Source organism: Pseudomonas syringae KCTC 12500, assembly GCF_000507185.2.
Classification (GTDB): domain Bacteria; phylum Pseudomonadota; class Gammaproteobacteria; order Pseudomonadales; family Pseudomonadaceae; genus Aquipseudomonas; species Aquipseudomonas syringae.
The window spans coordinates 4,944,181-4,963,644 of the sequence record NZ_AYTM02000002.1 but is presented as its reverse complement, the minus strand read 5'-3'; the positions used below and the strand labels follow the sequence as shown (position 1 = coordinate 4,963,644).

The following is a 19,464-nucleotide window of genomic DNA, read 5'->3' as shown; positions in this document are numbered from 1 at the left end:
ATGGCAACGATGACGCGCAAGGAATACGCCGCCATGTACGGCCCCACGACTGGCGATGCCGTGCGCCTGGGCGACACCTCGTTGCTGGCCGAAGTCGAGTTCGACCACTCGGTGCCCGGCGATGAATGCCTGCACGGCGGTGGCAAGACGCTGCGTGACGGCATGGGCCTGATGCCCGGGCATGACAGCGCTGACGGCGCTCTGGATATGCTGATCTGCAACGCGCTGATCATCGACCCGGTGATCGGTATCGTCAAAGGCGACATCGGTATCAAGGACGGCAAGATCGTCGCCATTGGCAAGGCCGGCAACCCGCAGATCATGGACGGCGTACATCCGCGCCTGATCTGCGGCGTCGCCACGACCGTACGCGATGCCGAGGGCCTGATCGTCACCCCCGGCGGTATCGACGTGCATGTGCATTTCGACTCCGCGCAACTCTGCGATCACGCACTGGCAGCAGGTCTGACCACGCTGATCGGCGGCTCGCTGGGGCCGATCACGGTCGGCATCGACTGTGGTGGGGAGTGGAACGTCGGCAAGATGTTGCAGGCTGCCGAAGCCTGGCCGATCAACTTCGGTTTTCTGGGACGCGGCAATTCCAGCAAGCCCGAATCGCTGCTCGGGCAACTGCGTGGCGGCTGCCTGGGGCTGAAGATTCACGAGGACTGGGGCGCCATGCCGGCAGTGATCGACACCTGCCTGAAAGTTGCCGACGAATACGACTTTCAGGTGCAGTTGCACACCGACACGCTCAATGAATCCGGGTTTCTCGAAGACACGCTGGCGGCCATTGGCGACCGCACCATTCATATGTACCACACTGAGGGTGCAGGCGGCGGACATGCGCCGGACATCATCAGCGTCGCCGGAAAAAGCAACTGCATCCCCTCCTCGACCAACCCGACCAACCCCTACACTGTGAACACGTTCGACGAGCACCTGGACATGATCATGGTCTGCCACCACCTCAATCCGGATGTGCCGGAAGACGTGGCGTTCGCCGAATCGCGAGTGCGACCGCAGACCATCGCCGCCGAGGACATCCTGCACGACACCGGCGCCATTTCGATCCTGGGCTCCGACAGCCAAGGCATGGGCCGTATCAACGAGGTGATCTGCCGGACCTGGCAACTGGCGTCGAAAATGAAAGACCAGCGCGGTCGCCTGCCGGAAGAAACCACGGCACTGGGCGATAACGAACGGATCAAGCGTTACATCGCCAAATACACCATCAACGCCGCGCGGGTATTCGGCATCGACAGCTACATCGGCTCTCTGGAGCCCGGCAAGCTGGCCGACCTGGTGCTCTGGCGGCCGGCCTTCTTCGGCATCAAGCCGGAGCTGGTGGTCAAGGGTGGCTTCATCGTGCACGCCGTAATGGGTGATTCCGCCGCCTCGCTGTACACCTGCGAACCCTTGGTGATGCGCCCGCAATGGGGCGCGTTTGGCGAGGCGAAACAGGCGCTGTCGGTCAACTTCGTCAATCGTCTTGCCGTCGAGGCCGACACCGCCACGCGACTGGGGCTCAAGAAGCAACTGCTGCCCGCGTTCGGCACTCGCACCCTGCGCAAGTCCGACATGCTGCACAACGATGCCTGCCCGGACATCCGCGTCGACCCGCAGACCTTCGATGTGTACGCCGACGGCGAGCGCCTGCACTGCGAGCCGGTCAGCGAAGTGCCACTTGCGCAGCGCTACATGCTGCGTTGAAACCATCTCCGCACAGGAAACCCGCCAATGAGCCAAACCACGAATGCTCCCGCTCCATCTTCCGAACATGCCGCTGCCCGCCCGCATCCCGGCGCAGCGCGTGTCGGCATCGGCGGGCCGGTCGGCTCGGGCAAGACACGTCTGCTGGAACAACTGATCCCGCGCTTTATCGCACGAGGCACCGAGCTGGCGATCATCACCAATGACCTTGCCACCCGTGAGGATGCCGAGCGTGTGCAGCGCAGCGGACTGATCGACCCGCAGCGGGTTCGTGCGGTGGAAACCGGTGCCTGCCCGCACACGGCCATTCGTGAAGACCCGACCCTCAACCTGCAAATGGCCGATGAGCTGGAAGCGCGCTTCGGTAATCTTGATCTGGTGCTGATCGAATCCGGCGGCGACAACCTGGCCTCGACCTTTTCGCTGGATCTGGTGGACTACTGGATTTTCGTCATCGATGTGGCAGGCGGCGACGATATCCCGCGCAAACGCGGCCCCGGCGTGCTGAGCTGCGACCTGCTGGTGGTCAATAAATACGACCTGGCACCCTATGTGGGTGTCGACCTGCCGCGCATGCGGCGCGAGTCGGCGCAGGCGCGCAACGGCCAGTCAGTGCTGTTTACCAACTGCAACACCGGCGAAGGCGTCGATGCGGTGGTTGAAGCGATAAGCCGTGCCGTGTTGTTCGACCGCACATGAACGCCCATCAATCGTCACTGCCCGCACAGACGAAAAGCACGGCGCACATTGCCTTCAGCAAAGCGCCTTCCGGGGCCAGTTATGTGTCTCGTCAGGAGGTCGGCTACCCCTTCCATCTGGGGCGTACCCTGACCCTGCCGCAGGACCCGCCCGGCATGGCGGCGGTCTACCTGCAATCGTGCTCGGGAGGCCTGTTCGCCGGGGAACAACTGCACCTGCATCTACACGCGGGGCCAGGTACACAAGTGCACGTCAGCACCGGCGCTGCGACGGTCGCGCACAGCATGCTAGAACAATCGGCGCGGCAGACCGTGACACTGGTCGCCGAAGCCGATGCGCTGCTGGAGTACCTGCCGATGGCGACCATTCTGTTTCCACAGACACGACTGCACAGCCGGGTGGACGTGACATTGCACCCCGGCGCACGGGTGCTGCTGTGTGATGCATTCTGCCTGCATACACCTCAAGGCAGCGAAGGACTGCCTGACTTTTACCGCGCCGATCTGCAGGTCTACAGCCCGGCCGGAAAATTGTTGGCCGGTGACCGACTGGCAATGACCGGCGCAGACCTGCAACGCCGACTGCCCGGCGTAAGCGGACAACGGCAAGCCTTGGCAACCTTCATGCTGGTGGGTCAGGGTTTACCGGTAGAGGATTTGAAACGGACGTTACGCGAGGCGTTACACGACGTTGCCGATAGCTACCAAGGCATCAGCGCATTGCCGAACGATTGCGGCGTGTCGGTACGCGTGATGAGCGCCGATGCAGTAGCGTTGCGTAATGCCCTGCACCTGGCCTGGGCATGCGTTCGGCAGCAATTGACAGGACTTGCGCCGCGGGTGCGGCGCAAGTGAGCAGCCAGGCCGTTGCAGAGCACTTTCCAGGCTCAAACGACTTACAACTTGCCTTCCCAGCGCCGAAAGAGAATGCTGGCATTGACCCCGCGAACCCGGTTAGGCGAGATTACTCTCATGAGGACGAGCGGGTCTTGCAACGCCAACACCGGACGCATGTGCGGCAGTCGATTTTGTAGAACTGATCGCAAAGCCGCACTCCGCCTTTAAGCGTAACGACTCATGATCAAATCCCCTTCATCTCTGTGCCAGTTGAGGCGTAACTGCTGGAGTTTCGGGGCTGCGTTCCTCTATCCGGACGGATTTTGAACCAGATCGAATACATGGCTGGCAGGAAGACCAGCGTCATGACAGTCCCGCCGAGGGTGCCTCCGATCAGCGTGTAGGCAAGCGTGCCCCAGAACACCGAATGGGTCAGGGGAATGAACGCCAGGATCGCCGCCAGAGCCGTGAGCAGCACCGGGCGTGCCCGCTGTACGGTCGCTTCGACCACCGCATGAAACGGGTCCAGCCCTTGCTTTTCGTTGTGGTCGATTTGCCCGATCAGGATCAAGGTATTGCGCATCAGAATGCCGGACAGCGCGATCAGCCCGACCAGGGCGTTGATACCGAACGGTTGATTGAACAGAAGCAATGTCGGTACCACGCCGATCAAGCCGAGCGGCGCGGTGAAAAACACCATCATCATCGCCGACATCGAACGCACCTGAAGGATGATGATCAGCAAGGTAACGGCAATCATGATCGGAAACAGCGGAGCCAATGCCACTGTGGCCTTTGCCGACTCCTCTATTGATCCGGCCTGCTCGATCCGATAGCCCTGCGGCAGGCTGTCGATAATTGGCTGCAGTGCTTTCATGATACCGGCGGAGACATCCGGCGGTTGCAGATCTTCAGCAATATCACCGCGCACGGTGATAGTCGGCACACGATCTCTTCGGCGCAGAATCGGGTCTTCCATGCGCACTTCGACCACTCCGGTCTGCGACAGAGGAATACGCTGACCGGCAGCCCCTACCAGCGTGAAACCCTCGATCTTCGCAGGGTCCAGGCGGATGTCACCCGCCGCCCTGCCCATCACGTCCACTGAACGGATATCTTCGCGGACAGACGTGACTGGGACACCTGAAAGCAGGAACTGCAATTGCCGGGCAACTGCGCTTGAGGTCAGCCCGACGGCCTGCAAACGATCCTGATCCAGAGAGAAGTGCAGCGTGGGTACTCGTGTCCCCCAATCGCTGTTGACGGTACGCATCATCGGACTCGCCGCCATCACGGTTTCGACCCGCGCGGCGATCTCGCGCAATGTGTCAGGGTCCGGCCCGCTCACGCGATACGCCACGGGAAACGGTGAATAAGGACCGAACACAAGCTGTGTGACCCTGACCCGGGCTTCAGGTGCAAGTCCGTCAGCAACCGCCTCACGAATCCGTAGCTTGAGCGCCTCACGTGCTTCCTGGCTTTCAGTCAGTACAACGATCTTTGCAAACGACGGGTCGGGCAACTCCGGCGCCATTGCCAGATAAAAGCGTGGCGAGCCCTGGCCGATGTAGGACGTGACGATCTTCGCGGCATCCTGCTTTTTCAGCCATGCCTCTACTTTGGCGGTGGTGGCGCTGGTCTGCTCGATGGATGTGCCGTAGGGCATCTGCACTTCGATCAGCACTTCCGGACGATCGGAAGTCGGGAAGAATTGTTTCTTGACTGCCCCCATCCCGAGAATCGCCACCACAAATGCAGCGATAACCGCACCCGCCACCCACCACTTCCTGGCAATGACGTGGGCCAGAATCCGCCTGAAACGATTGTAATGCGCCGTGTCGTAGATGGCGGCGTGTCCGCCTTCAACCGGCTTGATTTCCGGCAGCATCTTCACCCCCAGATAAGGTGTGAAGACCACTGCAACTATCCAGGAAGCAATCAGGGCGATGCCGACAATCCAGAACATGTTGCTGGTGTACTCGCCGGCAGTCGACTGCGCAAAGCCGTTCGGCATGAAGCCGACCGCAGTCACCAGGGTACCGGCAAGCATGGGCGCCGCTGTGTGGCTCCAGGCATAGGCTGAGGCCTTGATCCGGTCGTAGCCCTCCTCCATTTTCACCACCATCATTTCGATGGCAATGATGGCGTCGTCCACCAACAGGCCCAGCGCCAGGATCAGTGATCCCAGGGTAATACGATCAAAGTTCTTGCCCGTCGCTTCCATCACGACGAAAACCATGGCCAGCGTCAGCGGTACCGCTGCAGCGACCACCACACCGACTCGCCAGCCCATGCTGAGGAAGCACACCAGCATCACCACAAGCAGGGCGACGAAGAATTTGATCATGAACTCGTCAACGGCCGAACCGATGTTCACCGACTGGTCAGTGACTTTTGAAAGCGTCATTCCCAAGGGCATGCCTTGGTTGATGCTGGCCGTTTCTGCATCCAGCGCCTTACCCAGGTCCAGCCCGTTCCAGCCGTCGCGCATCACGATGCCCAGCAACAGCGCAGGCTCACCCTGATTGCGGACCATAAAGGTCGCGGGGTCTTCGTAACCGCGCTCCACTGTCGCCACGTCCTGGAGCTTCAGCGTTTTACCCCGCGCCACAATCGGCGTATTGCGGATTTTCTCAAGGGTGTCGAAGGCACCGTCCAGGCGCAGAAAAACCTGTGGCCCGCTGGTCTCAATCGAACCGGCGGGCGTAAGGACGTTCTGGTCGTTGAGCGCCGAAAAAATATCTTGAGGAGCGATACCCAATGTTGCCAGCCGCTCGTGGGAGAACGACACGAAAATTCGTTCGGCCTGTTCGCCGATGATATTGATCTTCTTCACGCCCGGCACATGCAGCAGACGCTGGCGCAGCGACTCGGCATCGCGTACCAGCAGCCGCTGCGGCTCACCTTTGGCTTTCAACGCAAACAGCGCAAAGGTCACGTCCGAGAATTCATCATTGACCATCGGACCAATGACCCCCGCAGGCAATGACTTCGCGGCATCACTGAGTTTCTTGCGCGCCTGATAAAACTCTTCCTGCACCTGAGAAGGTGGCGTCTTGTCCTGGAATGAAACCATAGTGAATGCCAGACCTGGCCGGGTGTAGGTCTCGCTACGGTCGTACCACTTCAATTCCTGCATGCGTTTTTCAAGCGGCTCGGCGACCTGATCCTGCATCTCCTGAGCGGTTGCGCCAGGCCACGCAGAAATAACGGTCATTTGCTTGACGGTGAAAGGCGGATCTTCCGCACGCCCCAGTTTGAAAAACGAAAGCGTACCGGCCACGCCGATCAAAATAATCAGAAACAGCGTGATGGCGCGTTCGCGAACGGCCAGTGCAGAAAGGTTGAAACGTCCCGGACTCATGGTCGTGCCTCGGCGGTGATACCACCTTGCTGCACGAGCACTTCCTCACCGTCGTGAAGCAAATGCGTGCCCAGTGCCACGACCTGCTCACCGGCCTCGAGACCGCCACTCACATTTGCCGAATCGTCACTCACACCCAGCAGTTGCACGGCGCGCCAGGTGACTTTTGCAGGCGTACCCGCAATGACCCAGACACCCGGGCCTCGACCCGGGTCATGCAGAGCGGCAATGGGTATCGCCAGCGACTGCCGGCCAGCCTTGCCGACAGCGATATCGAGGGACACCGTTGAACCCAGAGGTGCACTGATGTTTGAGCGTTCAAGCACATACCTGGCTTCAAACGTACGCGTCAGCGGGTCTGCGGCGTCAGAGAGCAGCCGCAGCCTTGCCGGTATGACGCGCGCACCGTCGCCATACAGTCTGGCCTCAGCCCGATCCCCCATAGTCGGCCGCAAGGTTTCAGGCAGATGGACAATGGCTTCACGTGGCCCGGCCTTTGCCAGCCTGACCACGGGCTGGCCTGCGCTGACGACCTGTCCAGGCTCGACCAGGGTATCGACCACCACGCCGTCGGCGTCCGCCAGTAAAACGGCGTATCCGGTTGCGTTACGCGCCACGCTGGCCTGCGCTTGTGCAGCACTTAGCTCTGCCTTGGCGGTGTCGGCCAGGGATTTGATCCTGTCGTAGGCGGACGCGGATATCGCACCAGCAACAACCAGATCACGATTACGCGCTTCGTCATCGGCGGTCTGCCTGGCTCGCGCCACAGCCGCGGCAACCGCCTGCTGTTGGGCCTGAGACTGAAGCCCAAGGTCAACGGGGTCCAGGCGCATCAGCGGCTCACCGCGCTTGACGGTCTGGCCGGTATCAACCAGGCGCTCAAGCACCTTCCCGGAAACCCGAAACCCCAGGTCGCTCTGAACCCGAGCGACCACAACCCCGGTGAATGAACGGGAGGCTTGATCAGTATTTGCAACAGTGGCCGCCCTTACCAGAGGCGGCTGGGTACGTGGATCGCGTCCCCCGGACGACTCGCTGCACGCAGTCAGGAAGAGAGGCAATAACAACAACGCAGTGGCTTTGGGTCTGAACAGGAGCATGGGATCCCTACTTGAAATCAAGTGAGCAGGAAAACGATTCTCCGCAAAGTGACCAAATTAGTCAATGGTCACAATTTCAGGGTGCCAGACTTCGCAGTATCAGCGCCGACAGATGGACCGGAGCCGTCGACACGATGTCGAGGTTGTATTGCAATTGCACCGGGTTGATGTACGGACGCATGACCAGGTGAATGGCCTGAACGGCCTCGTCCAGAGGTGTCTTGCGTTCGAACTCTCCCGACTCCCTGCCTTCAAGAACGATTTGCTGGATGAGCTGGCGAATACGCTCGTCGTGCGCGGCAGCAGAAGGCCACTGATCGCGGCCTGCGACAGCGGCTATGTCATACAGCTTCCGGTCGTGAAAAAACAGGTCGCTACCGGCCTCCACAAGCGAGCGGAACAGGCGGCGCAGCCTCTCGGAGGCCGTTGGCGCGTCGCTGATGGCCGAGTTCACCAGCGCCATGATCATCGCCAGCCGGTTCGAGCAGATCACTTCGCCGATGGCTTGCTTGGAGTCGAAGAACTTGTAGATGTAGGCCTTGGAAAAACCGATGGCCTTGGCCAGATCGGAGACTGTGGTTTTCTCATAGCCGTAGTGGCCGAAATGCTGTGTTGCCGCTTCAACAACCTGATCGCGAACGCTGTGGTCGGAGGGACCACGCGTTGGGGATGTCTTGATTTGATTAGTCATGTTTCCAGCTTAGCTATGTGAACACTCATTGACAACAAGTGACCGGATCGTAATATAGTCACAACCTGATCATCTCAAGGAATTTCCATGCGCACGCTTTGTACTTATGTACTGGTCATGAGCACCGGCCTGCTGTCGGGCTGCGCCGTGGGTCCGGATTACCAACGCCCGGATGCGCCCCTGCCTGACCGCTATCTGACTCAACCACGTGGCGCTGCGAATATTACCGCGCATCCGCTTGTCAGTGCCGCGTGGTGGGACGGTTTTGATGATCCGTTACTGAGCAGCTTCGTGTCACGCGCACTGGCGCAGAACCTCGATCTCGCTCAAGCCAGCGCGCAACTGGCTCAGGCACGCGCCGGAGCAGATGCGGCAACCGCCGCCCTGCTCCCGTCGGGCAACATCGATGCACAGACGGCGCGGGCTCATCAATCGGTAGATACTCCACTCGGCCAGGTGCTGAACTCGGCACCTGGCTACGATCGTTATGGCAATTCCTATGAAGCCAATCTGACCGCAAGCTGGGAGCTGGATGTTTTTGGCGGTTTGAGACGCAGCCGACAGGCTGCACTGGCTGAATACCAGGCTTCGCAGGCAGGTGTTGCGGCTGCGAGGCTCGCTGTGGCAGCCCGGACCGCCGATACCTACATAACCATCCGTGGTCTGCAAGCCAGGCTGGCGATCACAAACCGACAGGTTAAAACCCGGCAAGACCTGCTGGAAAAAGTCCAGCTCCTTCATGAGCGTGGTCTGTCGCCTGACTATGAAGTTCGTCAGATCGAAGCTGAGCTTTTACAGGTGCAGGCAACAGTGCCGATTCTGCAAACAGGTCTCGACGCTGCAATGAACGCGCTTGACGTGATGCTGGGCGTACCACCTGGCACTCATCGGGGCTCTCTGGCTGAAACAGGTCGAATCCCACACGCACCCGCGCTGGCATCGACAGGAACGCCAGCCGATCTCCTGCGTCGCAGACCTGATCTGATCGTGGCCGAGCGGCGCCTCGCCGCTTCGAACGCGCGTATCGGCGTGGCGATCAGCGAGTATTACCCCAAACTCTCACTCAGCGCATTGCTGGGCAGCGCCACAGCCGTGTCGAGCGGCAATCTGTTTACCGGTGGTGCCAGTCAGTCAGCAGGTATTTTGGGGCTTCGCTGGAGGCTTTTTGATTTCGGCCGGGTGAACGCCCGGATCAGTCAAGCCAAGGGACAAGAGGCAGAAGCTCTGGCGGCTTATCGACAGTCAGTTTTACGCGCCACTGAGGACGTTGAAAATGCTTTTTCTTCGTTGGCCAGCCGCGAAACTCAAGCTGCAATGCTAGGTAAAAGCGAAACTGCGCTTGCTTCTGCCCGGCAATCCTCATTCGCAAGCTACAGCAAAGGTGCTGCCAGTTTGATCGAGGTTCTGCGCGCCGACGAGAAAATGCTGCAGGTCGCTGACACCAAGGCGCAGGCACACGTCGAATCCGCGCAGGCGGCGGTCGCCGTATTCAAAGCGCTGGGTGGTGGTTGGCAAACGCCTACCACCACTTCAGCAGAAGATAAGGTGCATACGCTGTAGGTGCCACCAACGCATGCATATCTTCAGGTCAGGCGTGCTCAGCGATAACGTTCAAGCCAGTGAGCGTAAGGCGCAGGCAAGGTCCAGGCCGATTTTTCAACGCCCAGTTCTTTCGCCGCGAAGTAGGCCCAATGCGGGTCGGCCAGATGTGCACGACCAATCGAGACCAGATCGAGCTGGCCTGACTTGACCGCCTCTTCAGCCAGCTTCGGTTCGCCAAAACCCCAGGCGCTGGTCACGGGAATATCTGCTTCACGGCGCACACGCTCGGCAACCGGCCCCATGAACGCAGGCCCCCACGGAATGTTGGCGTCCGGGGTGCTGAAACCGACGCTGACGCTCAACAGATCCAGCCCGCCAGCCTTGAAGCGGCGCGCCAGTTCGATCGATTCTGCCAAAGTCTGCTCGTCGCGACCGTCGTATTCGATCACGCCAAAACGTGCGGTGAGCGGAAGGTTCTCAGGCCAGACTTCACGCACTGCAGCCAGGGTTTCCAGCAGGAAACGGCTACGGTTATCGAAGCTGCCGCCGTACTCATCGGTGCGCTGGTTGGAGTGCTCGGAGAAGAAGCTCTGCCCCAGGTAGCCGTGGGCAAAATGCAACTCGATCCATTCAAAGCCGGCATCGCGGGCGCGACGGGCAGCATCGACGAAGTTCTGGCGAACACGAGCGATGTCTTCCAGGGTCATGGCGCGCGGGACTTTCGGCAGATTGGCACCGAACGCGATGGCGGACGGAGCGATGGTGTCCCAGCCGCGCGAATCGGACGCTGCGATATGGTCATCACCTTCCCATGGGCGATTGGCGCTGGCCTTGCGACCGGCGTGGGCAATCTGAATACCCGGCACGCATCCTGCGGCCTTGATGGCTTTGACGACAGGCACGAATGCCTGCGCCTGCTCGTCGTTCCAGATACCGGTGCAACCTGGGGTAATACGCCCTTCCGGCGCAACGGCGGTAGCTTCGACCACCAACAGGCCCGCACCACCGCGCGCCATACTGGCCAGATGCACCTGGTGCCAGTCGTTGATAACACCTTCGGTTGCCGAGTACTGGCACATCGGAGGAATGGCGATTCGATTGCGCAGCGTGACGTCTTTCAGTTTGAAGGGTTCGAACAATGCAGACATTGGAAAGCTCCCGTAGGCCAGATGACTTTTGATTTCAGTTGTTCGATGGTAATCGAACTATGGCAATAAACGAAAGCCTTGATATCATCCCCGGCATGCGAACCTTCCAACACCCCGATCCTGAAGACCTCACCCTCGAACGCTTACTCTATGCCTTGAGTGATCCCGTTCGCATGGGAATCGTGCGCTGCCTGGCCGGCGTTGCAGAGGCCACCTGCGGCGAACTGGACGGCGGACGCCCGAAATCCAGCATGTCCCATCACTTCCGCGTGCTACGCGACGCCGGGCTTGTACAGACGCGCAACGTGGGCACCACGCACATGAACTCGCTACGTAAACAGATGCTCGAGAGCCGTTTCCCGGGTTTGCTGGACAGTATTCTGGCTCAGCATTGACGTAAAAAGGCATCAGCCCTGAGACAACCTGCGCTGCCATTTCATTGCATGAATTTCGATGCGCTGCTCGGGATCGTCATCGAGGCACCAAAGGTTAGGCGCATTTTTTTAATATGCAAAAAAAACCGGCATTAGCGCTTCGACTAATACCGGTTTTTTCAGCAGGGTGATCCTGTTGACGATACGCTTCCAGACCTTAAAGCCGAAACTTGCCAACTTCTGTCTGCAGGCTGGTGGCGAGGGTCTTCAGGCCGCCGCTGGTCTTGAGCAATTCCTGAACCGACATGTTGTTCTGTTCAGCCATTTGCGCGGAGCGCTCGACGTTACGTGCGACATCCTGGCTGGCTGCGGTTTGCTCACGCAGCGCGAAGGATATCTGGTCGACCACCTGCAGAACCTTGCCCGAACTGTCGCGAATCTCGATGATCGCTTGACCGGCGGTGCCAGCCATTGCAACACCTTCGTTCACTTCCTGAACGCCGCTGCGCATGCTCTCGACGGTTTCCCGCACGCCCGCCTGAATTTTCTCGATCATCCCGGCGATTTCCTTGGTGGACTTGCCGGTGTTCTGCGCCAGCAGGCGTACTTCGTCGGCAACCACTGCGAAGCCACGGCCTTGCTCACCGGCCCGAGCAGCCTCGATGGCAGCGTTGAGGGCCAGCAGGTTGGTCTGGTCGGCAATGCCCTGAATCACGCTGACGATCGATGAAATGTGCTCGGAGTGCTGACCCAGACCTGCGACCTGAGTGGAGGAAAGCTGCACGGTCCGGGCGATGCCATTCATGCTGGACAAGGTGTTTTCGATGACCTGCGCACCATCTTTCGACTGCTGCCCTGAACGGCTGGCGAGTTCATGCGCCTCGTCGGCGTTTTCGGAGACGTGATGGATGCTGACGGTCAGTTCTTCGATTGTGGCCGCCATCGCCGAGGCGGACGTCGACTGTTCCTGGATCGCACCGGACAGTTGCTCGGAGGCACCGGAAATCTGTTGTACGGCAACGACCAGTTGATTGGCCGCCTGGCTGATCTGTTGAATCATTTCGCGCAGGCGATTCTGCATACGATCAAAGGCTTTCGGCAGTTCGTCGTGGCTGCTGGTGTCGATCACAGTGTCCAGCTTGCCATTGGCAATTGCCGTTGCGGCATCTATGGCCAGTTGCAAACGCGCCGTGGTGCTTCGCCCCAATACAGCGGCAAGGATCATCGCGAGAACAGCCGCGGCCAGGCCGCCGCACATCAGAATCATGATCGCAAACCGCTTGGCATCGGCCATTTCCTGACTGCGCTGAACCAGCAACTTTTGCTCGGTACCGCTGAGTTCAGAGAGCAGAGCACGCATGCTGTCCATCTTGGCTTTGTCGGCCCCCGAGCTGATGCGTGCATCCAGTTGATCATCAGCTGCACCGCGTGCAGTCAGATCACGGCGCAGAGCGATGATCGGATTGATGTCTTCGTCGAGCCAGCGCTTCTGCATCTCACCCAATGCAGCCAGGCGGCGCTGCTGTTCCGCATTGTCGGCTGTCAGGCGCTTGAGCGAATCGAGTTCTTCGGTGAAACGCCTCTCCCCCGCCACCAGTGGTTCCAGGAAGGCATCCTTCGAAGCGATGACAAACCCCCGCATCCCGGTCTCGATATTGATCAGTTGTTCAAGGGCGAGTTGCGCGTCGCTCAGCACCTGATACGTATGAACATTGCTATTGGTAGCGTCTTCGACCTGCTCGAAACCTCTGTAAGCACTCGCGACAAGGACGGCGATAAGCACGATGATCGCAGCAAAGCTGAGGTAAAGCTTTTGCGAGATGCTGAGTTTGCTGAACATGATGTCGGTCCTGAACTAGCCATTCCGTGGCTTACATGATGGGCGCTATCAATCGTAAAAATGGGCTGAACCAACTTTTATGATTGATGTCATTGAGATATTACTCATGTCGCCCGCCAGCTCAGTAACTTTAGGGGCTGCAACTTCACCGGACCTGAATAAAAGCTCTATTCTCCTCTAAAGCAATGATATTCAAAGATAAAAAATTTTTATTACACTTGGCATCTGATTGACTGTAGTGCCAGAAAAAACTTGACGCCTGAGAATTTATGACGTCATTTTTTTGCTCACAGCAGTCAAGGTACGTCCTGATTGCGACAGCCTAAATGTCGCTAACAGCAAGTAATGGTCGGAAAAGTAATACTTTATTCTCCCCTCTTCAATTGGCTGGACGGCCCGGCAAGCGAATGCTGCCATTCTTGAAAGTGGCACTTTCTGATTGAAACGGGGACGGACTTTGAGCGATGGCGCTATATTTCCTGTCCCCGCAGACTGACTCATTAGTCAGATATCCAGCGTCCTTACCAGTCACTTATTGCCATGTCAGATCAAAGCCAGGCGGCATCCCTGTCCACCTTCACACGCTCCGCTGCACCGTCAGCGACTCCGGACGGTGAGAAAACAGTTGCAGAAACGCCCCGCCCAACGCGCAACCGGCCATCACGAAAAAACACACAGTATAACCGCTGAGGCTGGTCCAGCCGCCGCCCATCGAAATCAGCGTCCCCATCAGTACCGGGGCAATACCGCCGCCGATGAACATCGCTGTGGTGATGATCCCGTTGGCTGTGGAGGTCGCCGAAGGTTGTGCCGAGTCGGAGGCGACCGCGTAGTAGATGGGCCAGACAGCATTGGCGACCAGACCGAACAGCAACTGCACGGCGATGACGATCAGGATGGTGTTGGCGAAGTAAAAGGCCCCTACGCTGACCGCCATCCATATGCCGCAGATGATCAAGGTGATGCGCCGACCGATGATGTCCGACAGCGACGGCCAGATTAATTGCCCGAGGATGCCGGTCAGGGTGAACACCACGCTCATTCCCGCCGATTCAGCCAGCGACAGGTTGAGGATGTTGTACAGGTAGGCCGGCAGGACAATGTTGACGCCCATGTACACCACTTGCGTAAGCAGGGTGTTACCGGCAGTCAGGGCGATATTGCGGTTGTTCAGCGTCGCCTTCACCGATTTCCAGACCTGGCCTTTTACATTGGTCGACGGCGTGCTGTCCGGCGGGGTCATGCCTTTGGCAGCGATGTCCACGTACAGTTGGGTGATGCGCTCGGCAGTCGAATAACGTGCCCAGAAGATCATCAATGGCAGTGCTACCACGAAGGCGAAGAAGAACACATAACGCCAGTTTTCCTCACCGTAGGTGCTGATCACGAAACTGGCGACGATGCCGCTGAGCATCGCGCCGATGGGGTAACCGGTATGGTGCGCGCCCAGGGCAAAACCGCGACGTTCTACTGGCCACCACTCGGCAGTATTGCTGACACCGACAGGCTCGCCCCAGCCAGCGCCCAGATTCACCCCAACGCGCAAGGCGATGAAACTGGCCAGGCTGCCACTCAATGCCTTGAAGCCCGACAGAAACGACAGCGCGGTGTAACCCAGTACCAACGGCACCTGAAAGCGCGCCCGCTTCCATCCTCCGCCGTAGCGATCGCTCCAGATGGAGCCGGGAATATCGAGAACGGCCAGCGCCAGCATGACCACCGTCGCCACCGTCCCCCACTGGTCCGCAGACAGGTCGAAATGCTTGGAAATCGTCGGGCCCAGGCGCAAGACGATCTCGCGGTCATAGGCGTTCAAAATCCAGATCATCCAGCAGACCAGCAACGACACCCACGAAAAACGATGAATCTTGCCCAGCGATGCGTTCTTGTTATTTGGCATGGGAAATCTCCAGGCGTGCTGCACACGCCCCAGCGAGAAAGGGTCCAGTCGTCCTTAACGTTCAGGTTCGGTCTGTCGGCGGGTTAACTGGCAAAGCGCCGCTCGGCGATGCCTTTCACACCCAGCCCGGTGATGGCGAACAGGGCACCGCGCTGCTGGCCATCTTGCGGAAAGCGCGGCAACGGCGGCTTGGCCATGGAGGTCACAAACAGTGTGTCCAGATTCGAGCCGCCGAAGGTCAGACTGGTCACTTTTTTCACCGGCATGTCGATGATGCGATCCACCTGCCCGTCAGGGGTGTAACGCACCAGCTTTCCGGCATACACCAGCGCTTGCCACAGACAGCCCTCGGCATCCACGGTGCAGCCATCCGCCGCGCCCCCTGCCGAGGTGTCGACCTTGGTAAAGGTGCGTCTGTTGGCGACTGCACCGCTGGCGTTGTCGTAATCGTAGGTCCAGATCTCCCCCGACCAAGTGTCGGCGAAATAAAAGGTGTCCCCGCCCGGACTCCAGCAAGGACCGTTGGACACGATGATGCCTTCATCCAGGGTGTGCAGGCTCAAGTCCGGATCGAGGCGATACAGCTTCGCGCTGGCCTGATCCTCCTGCGTGTCCATCGAGCCCACGATGAACCGGCCCTGCCGATCGACCTTGCCATCATTGAGGCGATTGTTCGGCAAACCGGGCTCAGGGTCGACGATCAGCTCGAGATCGCCGCTCGGCAGGTCAAGGTTGTAGATACCGGTCTGCAACGCGACAAGCGCCGCGTCGCCATGCTTGCGCAGGGCCATGGAGCCGATTTTCTGGCCGACATCCCAGGCGCGCAGTTCACGCCCGTCGTCCGTGCAGCGCAGGACGCGGCCGTCGAAGCTGTCGATCCAGTACAGGCGCTGTTGCTCGACATCCCAGACCGGGCCTTCGCCCAGCGTGGTCTTTACGTCGACAACGATTTCGATACGCATCTTTCACCTCTGTCTTGTTGTTATTGAGATGACATATTTTGCGGCGACTAGAAATTAACCTTGTCCTGCCCCTTCAGATCGAGCATTTCACGGGCCTCATCCGGCGTCGCCACCTGCCCGCCCAGCGCTTCGATCACCGTGCGGATACGCTTGACCTGATCGGCATTGGACGCCGCCAGCTTGCCCGGTCCGTCCCACAGCGAATCCTCCAGACCGACCCGCACATGACTGCCCATCGACAGGCCCATGGTGCCCAGCGGAATCTGATTGCGACCGGCACCCAGGATCGACCACTGATAGGCATCGCCAAACAGCCGGTCAGCCGTACGACGCATGTGCGCCAAGTCTTCAGGATGCCCGCCGATACCGCCGCGCAAACCGAATACCGACTGGATGAAAATCGGTGCCTTGAGCAACCCGCGCTGCAGAAAGTGCGCTGCGGTGTACAGATGACCGATGTCGTAGCATTCAATTTCAAAGCGTGTGCGGTTCTCGGCGCAGGTATTGAGGATGTGTGCGATGTCGCGGAAGGTGTTACGGAAAATCCGGTCGTCGCTCTCGGCCAGATAGGGCCGCTCCCAGTCGTGCTTGAATTCGCTGTAGCGATCCAGCATTTCGTACAGCCCGAAGTTCATTGACCCCATGTTCAACGAGGCAAGTTCCGGCTTGAGCTGCGCCACCGGCTGCAGGCGCTCTTCCACGCCCATGGTCGGCGCGCCACCGGTGGTGATATTGATCACCACGTCGCTCTTGGCCTTGATCTGCGGCAGGAACTGCCGAAACAGATCGACATCCTGACTGGGCCTTCCGTCATGTGGGTCGCGGGCGTGCAAATGAACAATCGAGGCCCCGGCCTCGGCGGCACCGATGGCTGCATCGGCGATTTCCTGCGGCGTGATCGGCAAATGAGGCGACATCGACGGCGTGTGGATTGCTCCCGTGACGGCGCAGGTAATGATGACCGGACGTTTTTTGGGCATGAGCATTCTCCATTCTTGTTGTTGGCGAGAAGTCTGATGTGGAACATGACTCGGACGACGTCCGGTCATCGTTGCTATCGAGCCGAATCCTTAAAGATATTCGACGTTGCCATCCACACTGATGGCCTGCCCCGTGACGTTGCGGGCGGCGGGCGAACACAGAAAGAGCGCCATCGCCGCAACGTCCTCGGCGGTGACCATGCGCTTGAGCGAGATCTTTTTCAGGTACTCCTCGCGCATCACCTCCTCCGGCACGTTCATCTGTTGCGCACGGGCCCGAATCACTCCGTCCATGCGTGGACCTTCGACGATACCCGGCAGCAAGGCATTGACGCGGATATCACTTTCCCCCAACTCGGACGCCAGCGACTTCATCAGCCCGACAATCGCCCATTTGGTCGCGGCATACGGAGTGCGCCAGGCATAGCCAAGGCGACCGGCGACCGAGGCGATATGGATCAGGTGGGCATTGGGTGAAGCCTTGAGCAACGGCACCGCATGATGAGCGACGCGGTACTGCCCGGTGAGATTGATGTCGATGGTGCGCTGCCACTCCTCTTCGCTAATGGCATCGATACCCGCCGTCGGCCCGGCGATCCCGGCGTTGTTGATCAGCACATCAAGACCATCGAAGCGTGCTCGCTGCACCCTGAATACCGCTTCGATCTGCGCCGGATCAGCGACGTCTGCGTGGGTGGCGACGCTGCCTGGATGGCGATCGAGGAATGCCGCAATGGCCGCCTCGCTAACATCGCACACGTGTACCTTTGCCCCCGCTTCCAGATAGGCCGCCGCCAACACCTCACCGATCCCGGCTGCACCGCCGGAAATAAGGACGCGCAGCCCTGCATAGGGAACCAGACGATTGAGAACACTCATGCTTTTTTCACTCCCGAGACACGCGACCTGGAGCGGTCGCTGTTTGCGATCAGGCGCGTCAGAGAGTCGGCAGCCTGCATGATGTCGTCGGTGACAGCTGCACGAGCCGCCGCCCCATCACGCGCGGCCAACGCCTCGACGATACGGTTGTGTGCTTCCATCGAACGCTGGAGATGCGCCCTGTCAGGCGCAACCAGCGCGAAACACGGACCGATGTGCAGCCAGAAATTCTCCACCGCCGCAACGATCAGCTCAGCCTTGGCCACCGCATAAATGCGTCGGTGAAAGGCAAAGTTGGTCCACAGATAGAGCGCGACATCAACGCTGTCGGCAGCCTTCTGCATCTGCCCGCAGAGCTGGCTGATGTCGGCAAGATCGGCGTCGTTGAGCAGGATGACCGCTTTCTCGGCCAACAGACCTTCCAGCGCCACCCGCGCATCGCGAATCTCGCGCAGCCGCTCCGGGGTCATCATGGGCACACGCAGCCGGGCAGTTTCGGTGACTTCGAAGGCGTTCTCAGCACTGAGGCGATTCAAGGCCTCGCGCACCGGCATCGGACTGGAACCCAGCGCTTCGGCAAGGCCACGAATCGTCAGCTTCTGACCCGGCTGAAAGCGCCCGCTCATCAACGCTTCACGGATCTGCCGGTAGACCTGGTCCTGGAGGGTATCGCGAGAGACCTGCCGCATGGCGGGCAGGAGGATGGGATGATCTGCCATGGGGAGTGACTCATATTGGCTTTCTTATGGCACAAATATGTGATCACAAATAACATATGTCAAATTGTTTTTTTGGAGGTGGTGGGCACCTTAGTCGGAGCTCACGTCGCGGGCACACGCGCAAAGCGTTGGTGCGGGGGAACGTCGCCACGGATTTTAGGTAACAGCTATTGGCTATTCCGAGTGGCTGGATGAGGACGCTGGCACGGGGCTGTGCCTGTTATAAAAAGCGACAGGCCTTTTATGTGCAAGCAAGCAGCGCGAGAAGGTTTCAGCCCTCAATACCGCGTTTTACATAGGTCGTAAGGTTCAAAGCCAAGCGAATAAAAACTTGATATTGATGCCGATGATAATCAACGCCGTCAGCAGACCGGGTAAACGCCAAAGGCCAAGCAGCAGAAACAGGAAAGGATTTAAAAGGCCTATCAGAATCAGGACAACCGTGTGGATCCCCGAGCCTGCCGAACCAAGCAGGTCCCAAATCAGCACCCCCACCCATATCGCCCAACACGCATACATGGTTATACCGTCGACCCGGTAAAAGGCACGCTTGAAAGCACTTCCCAAGGTATCGGAATCATTGAGCATCAGTGCATCCATACATAAATTGATCTGCTCGATAGTAGCCGAACCGAATCGCGAAGCTCCAATACCCTTCTCAAACTGAGTCTCAGCGGCGGGGCAACGTCATGCCAATGCGTGAAAAGTGGGAGCGTC

The 19,464-nt window shown here is 59.2% G+C and carries 16 protein-coding genes; 5 read left to right on the top strand and 11 right to left on the bottom strand.

Annotated elements, in window-relative coordinates; translation table 11 throughout:
* From ureC to V476_RS22215, 3 genes are read left to right on the top strand one after another with little or no spacing between them, the layout of a single operon-like run.
* The gene (gene ureC, locus V476_RS22225; protein WP_024960128.1) at nt 1-1,713 is read left to right on the top strand and encodes an urease subunit alpha; all 1,713 of its coding nucleotides are present in this window, start codon (nt 1-3) and stop codon (nt 1,711-1,713) included.
* Between the two features lie 27 nt (nt 1,714-1,740).
* Nucleotides 1,741-2,412, top strand: a complete 672-nt coding sequence (ureG, locus tag V476_RS22220) for an urease accessory protein UreG (RefSeq protein ID WP_024960129.1) — start codon at nt 1,741-1,743, stop codon at nt 2,410-2,412.
* On the top strand, nt 2,409-3,266 hold the full coding sequence (locus V476_RS22215) for an urease accessory protein UreD (protein ID WP_024960130.1): 858 nt from the start codon (nt 2,409-2,411) through the stop codon (nt 3,264-3,266). Before ureG ends, V476_RS22215 begins: the two co-directional genes overlap by 4 nt.
* A 226-nt stretch (nt 3,267-3,492) precedes the next feature.
* Here the strand turns inward: V476_RS22215 and V476_RS22210 are convergent, their stop codons facing one another.
* From V476_RS22210 to V476_RS22200, 3 genes are all read right to left on the bottom strand, one after another.
* Entirely contained in the window at nt 3,493-6,612 is a 3,120-nt protein-coding gene (locus V476_RS22210; protein ID WP_024960131.1) for an efflux RND transporter permease subunit, read from the bottom strand.
* Nucleotides 6,609-7,712 carry an efflux RND transporter periplasmic adaptor subunit gene (locus tag V476_RS22205; protein WP_024960132.1) on the bottom strand — a complete coding sequence of 368 codons (1,104 nt, stop codon included), beginning with the start codon at nt 7,710-7,712 and terminating at the stop codon, nt 6,609-6,611. The genes V476_RS22210 and V476_RS22205 overlap by 4 nt, the downstream gene beginning before the upstream one ends.
* 76 nt (nt 7,713-7,788) lie before the next feature.
* On the bottom strand, nt 7,789-8,403 hold the full coding sequence (locus tag V476_RS22200; protein ID WP_003396139.1) for a TetR/AcrR family transcriptional regulator: 615 nt from the start codon (nt 8,401-8,403) through the stop codon (nt 7,789-7,791).
* Between the two features lie 87 nt (nt 8,404-8,490).
* Here V476_RS22200 and V476_RS22195 point away from each other — a divergent pair, with 87 nt between their 5' ends.
* Nucleotides 8,491-9,963, top strand: coding sequence for an efflux transporter outer membrane subunit (locus V476_RS22195; RefSeq protein ID WP_024960133.1), 1,473 nt, complete (start codon nt 8,491-8,493; stop codon nt 9,961-9,963).
* 38 nt (nt 9,964-10,001) lie between these two features.
* Here V476_RS22195 and V476_RS22190 read toward each other — a convergent pair whose 3' ends face one another.
* Nucleotides 10,002-11,093, bottom strand: coding sequence for an NADH:flavin oxidoreductase/NADH oxidase (locus tag V476_RS22190; RefSeq protein ID WP_003396141.1), 1,092 nt, complete (start codon nt 11,091-11,093; stop codon nt 10,002-10,004).
* A 59-nt stretch (nt 11,094-11,152) separates the two neighbouring features.
* On the opposite strand from V476_RS22190, the gene V476_RS22185 reads away from it, so the two are divergent.
* The gene (locus tag V476_RS22185) at nt 11,153-11,488 is read left to right on the top strand and encodes an ArsR/SmtB family transcription factor (protein WP_003315550.1); all 336 of its coding nucleotides are present in this window, start codon (nt 11,153-11,155) and stop codon (nt 11,486-11,488) included.
* Nucleotides 11,489-11,684: 196 nt separating this feature from the next.
* On the opposite strand, the gene V476_RS22180 is transcribed toward V476_RS22185, so the two are convergent.
* The 7 genes from V476_RS22180 to V476_RS22150 all read right to left on the bottom strand — a co-directional run bounded on the left by V476_RS22180 (nt 11,685) and on the right by V476_RS22150 (nt 19,335).
* Complete coding sequence (locus V476_RS22180; RefSeq protein WP_024960134.1) at nt 11,685-13,307, bottom strand: methyl-accepting chemotaxis protein; 1,623 nt, start codon at nt 13,305-13,307, stop codon at nt 11,685-11,687.
* A 577-nt stretch (nt 13,308-13,884) separates the two neighbouring features.
* Complete coding sequence (locus tag V476_RS22175) at nt 13,885-15,207, bottom strand: MFS transporter (RefSeq protein ID WP_024960135.1); 1,323 nt, start codon at nt 15,205-15,207, stop codon at nt 13,885-13,887.
* 83 nt (nt 15,208-15,290) lie between these two features.
* Nucleotides 15,291-16,169 (bottom strand): SMP-30/gluconolactonase/LRE family protein, encoded by an 879-nt coding sequence (locus tag V476_RS22170; RefSeq protein ID WP_024960136.1) that lies wholly within the window; start codon nt 16,167-16,169, stop codon nt 15,291-15,293.
* 47 nt (nt 16,170-16,216) lie between these two features.
* Nucleotides 16,217-17,149, bottom strand: coding sequence for a 3,5-dioxohexanoate:acetyl-CoA acetone transferase (kce, locus tag V476_RS22165; RefSeq protein ID WP_024960137.1), 933 nt, complete (start codon nt 17,147-17,149; stop codon nt 16,217-16,219).
* Nucleotides 17,150-17,239: 90 nt separating this feature from the next.
* Nucleotides 17,240-18,028 (bottom strand): SDR family oxidoreductase, encoded by a 789-nt coding sequence (locus tag V476_RS22160; RefSeq protein ID WP_024960138.1) that lies wholly within the window; start codon nt 18,026-18,028, stop codon nt 17,240-17,242.
* Nucleotides 18,025-18,747: a GntR family transcriptional regulator gene (locus V476_RS22155; RefSeq protein WP_024960139.1), complete on the bottom strand. Its 723-nt coding sequence runs from the start codon at nt 18,745-18,747 to the stop codon at nt 18,025-18,027. The genes V476_RS22160 and V476_RS22155 overlap by 4 nt, the downstream gene beginning before the upstream one ends.
* A 309-nt stretch (nt 18,748-19,056) precedes the next feature.
* Nucleotides 19,057-19,335 (bottom strand): hypothetical protein, encoded by a 279-nt coding sequence (locus V476_RS22150; RefSeq protein WP_024960140.1) that lies wholly within the window; start codon nt 19,333-19,335, stop codon nt 19,057-19,059.
* Between the last annotated feature and the right edge of the window lie 129 nt (nt 19,336-19,464).

Excerpts from the sequence above, each read along its gene's own strand:
- ureC (WP_024960128.1), top strand. The coding sequence starts at position 1 with ATGGCAACGATGACGCGCAAGGAATACGCCGCCATGTACGGCCCCACG.
- ureG (WP_024960129.1), top strand. The coding sequence starts at position 1,741 with ATGAGCCAAACCACGAATGCTCCCGCTCCATCTTCCGAACATGCCGCT.
- V476_RS22215 (WP_024960130.1), top strand. The coding sequence starts at position 2,409 with ATGAACGCCCATCAATCGTCACTGCCCGCACAGACGAAAAGCACGGCG.
- V476_RS22210 (WP_024960131.1), bottom strand. The coding sequence starts at position 6,612 with ATGAGTCCGGGACGTTTCAACCTTTCTGCACTGGCCGTTCGCGAACGC.
- V476_RS22205 (WP_024960132.1), bottom strand. The coding sequence starts at position 7,712 with ATGCTCCTGTTCAGACCCAAAGCCACTGCGTTGTTGTTATTGCCTCTC.
- V476_RS22200 (WP_003396139.1), bottom strand. The coding sequence starts at position 8,403 with ATGACTAATCAAATCAAGACATCCCCAACGCGTGGTCCCTCCGACCAC.
- V476_RS22195 (WP_024960133.1), top strand. The coding sequence starts at position 8,491 with ATGCGCACGCTTTGTACTTATGTACTGGTCATGAGCACCGGCCTGCTG.
- V476_RS22190 (WP_003396141.1), bottom strand. The coding sequence starts at position 11,093 with ATGTCTGCATTGTTCGAACCCTTCAAACTGAAAGACGTCACGCTGCGC.
- V476_RS22185 (WP_003315550.1), top strand. The coding sequence starts at position 11,153 with ATGGCAATAAACGAAAGCCTTGATATCATCCCCGGCATGCGAACCTTC.
- V476_RS22180 (WP_024960134.1), bottom strand. The coding sequence starts at position 13,307 with ATGTTCAGCAAACTCAGCATCTCGCAAAAGCTTTACCTCAGCTTTGCT.
- V476_RS22175 (WP_024960135.1), bottom strand. The coding sequence starts at position 15,207 with ATGCCAAATAACAAGAACGCATCGCTGGGCAAGATTCATCGTTTTTCG.
- V476_RS22170 (WP_024960136.1), bottom strand. The coding sequence starts at position 16,169 with ATGCGTATCGAAATCGTTGTCGACGTAAAGACCACGCTGGGCGAAGGC.
- kce (WP_024960137.1), bottom strand. The coding sequence starts at position 17,149 with ATGCCCAAAAAACGTCCGGTCATCATTACCTGCGCCGTCACGGGAGCA.
- V476_RS22160 (WP_024960138.1), bottom strand. The coding sequence starts at position 18,028 with ATGAGTGTTCTCAATCGTCTGGTTCCCTATGCAGGGCTGCGCGTCCTT.
- V476_RS22155 (WP_024960139.1), bottom strand. The coding sequence starts at position 18,747 with ATGGCAGATCATCCCATCCTCCTGCCCGCCATGCGGCAGGTCTCTCGC.
- V476_RS22150 (WP_024960140.1), bottom strand. The coding sequence starts at position 19,335 with ATGCTCAATGATTCCGATACCTTGGGAAGTGCTTTCAAGCGTGCCTTT.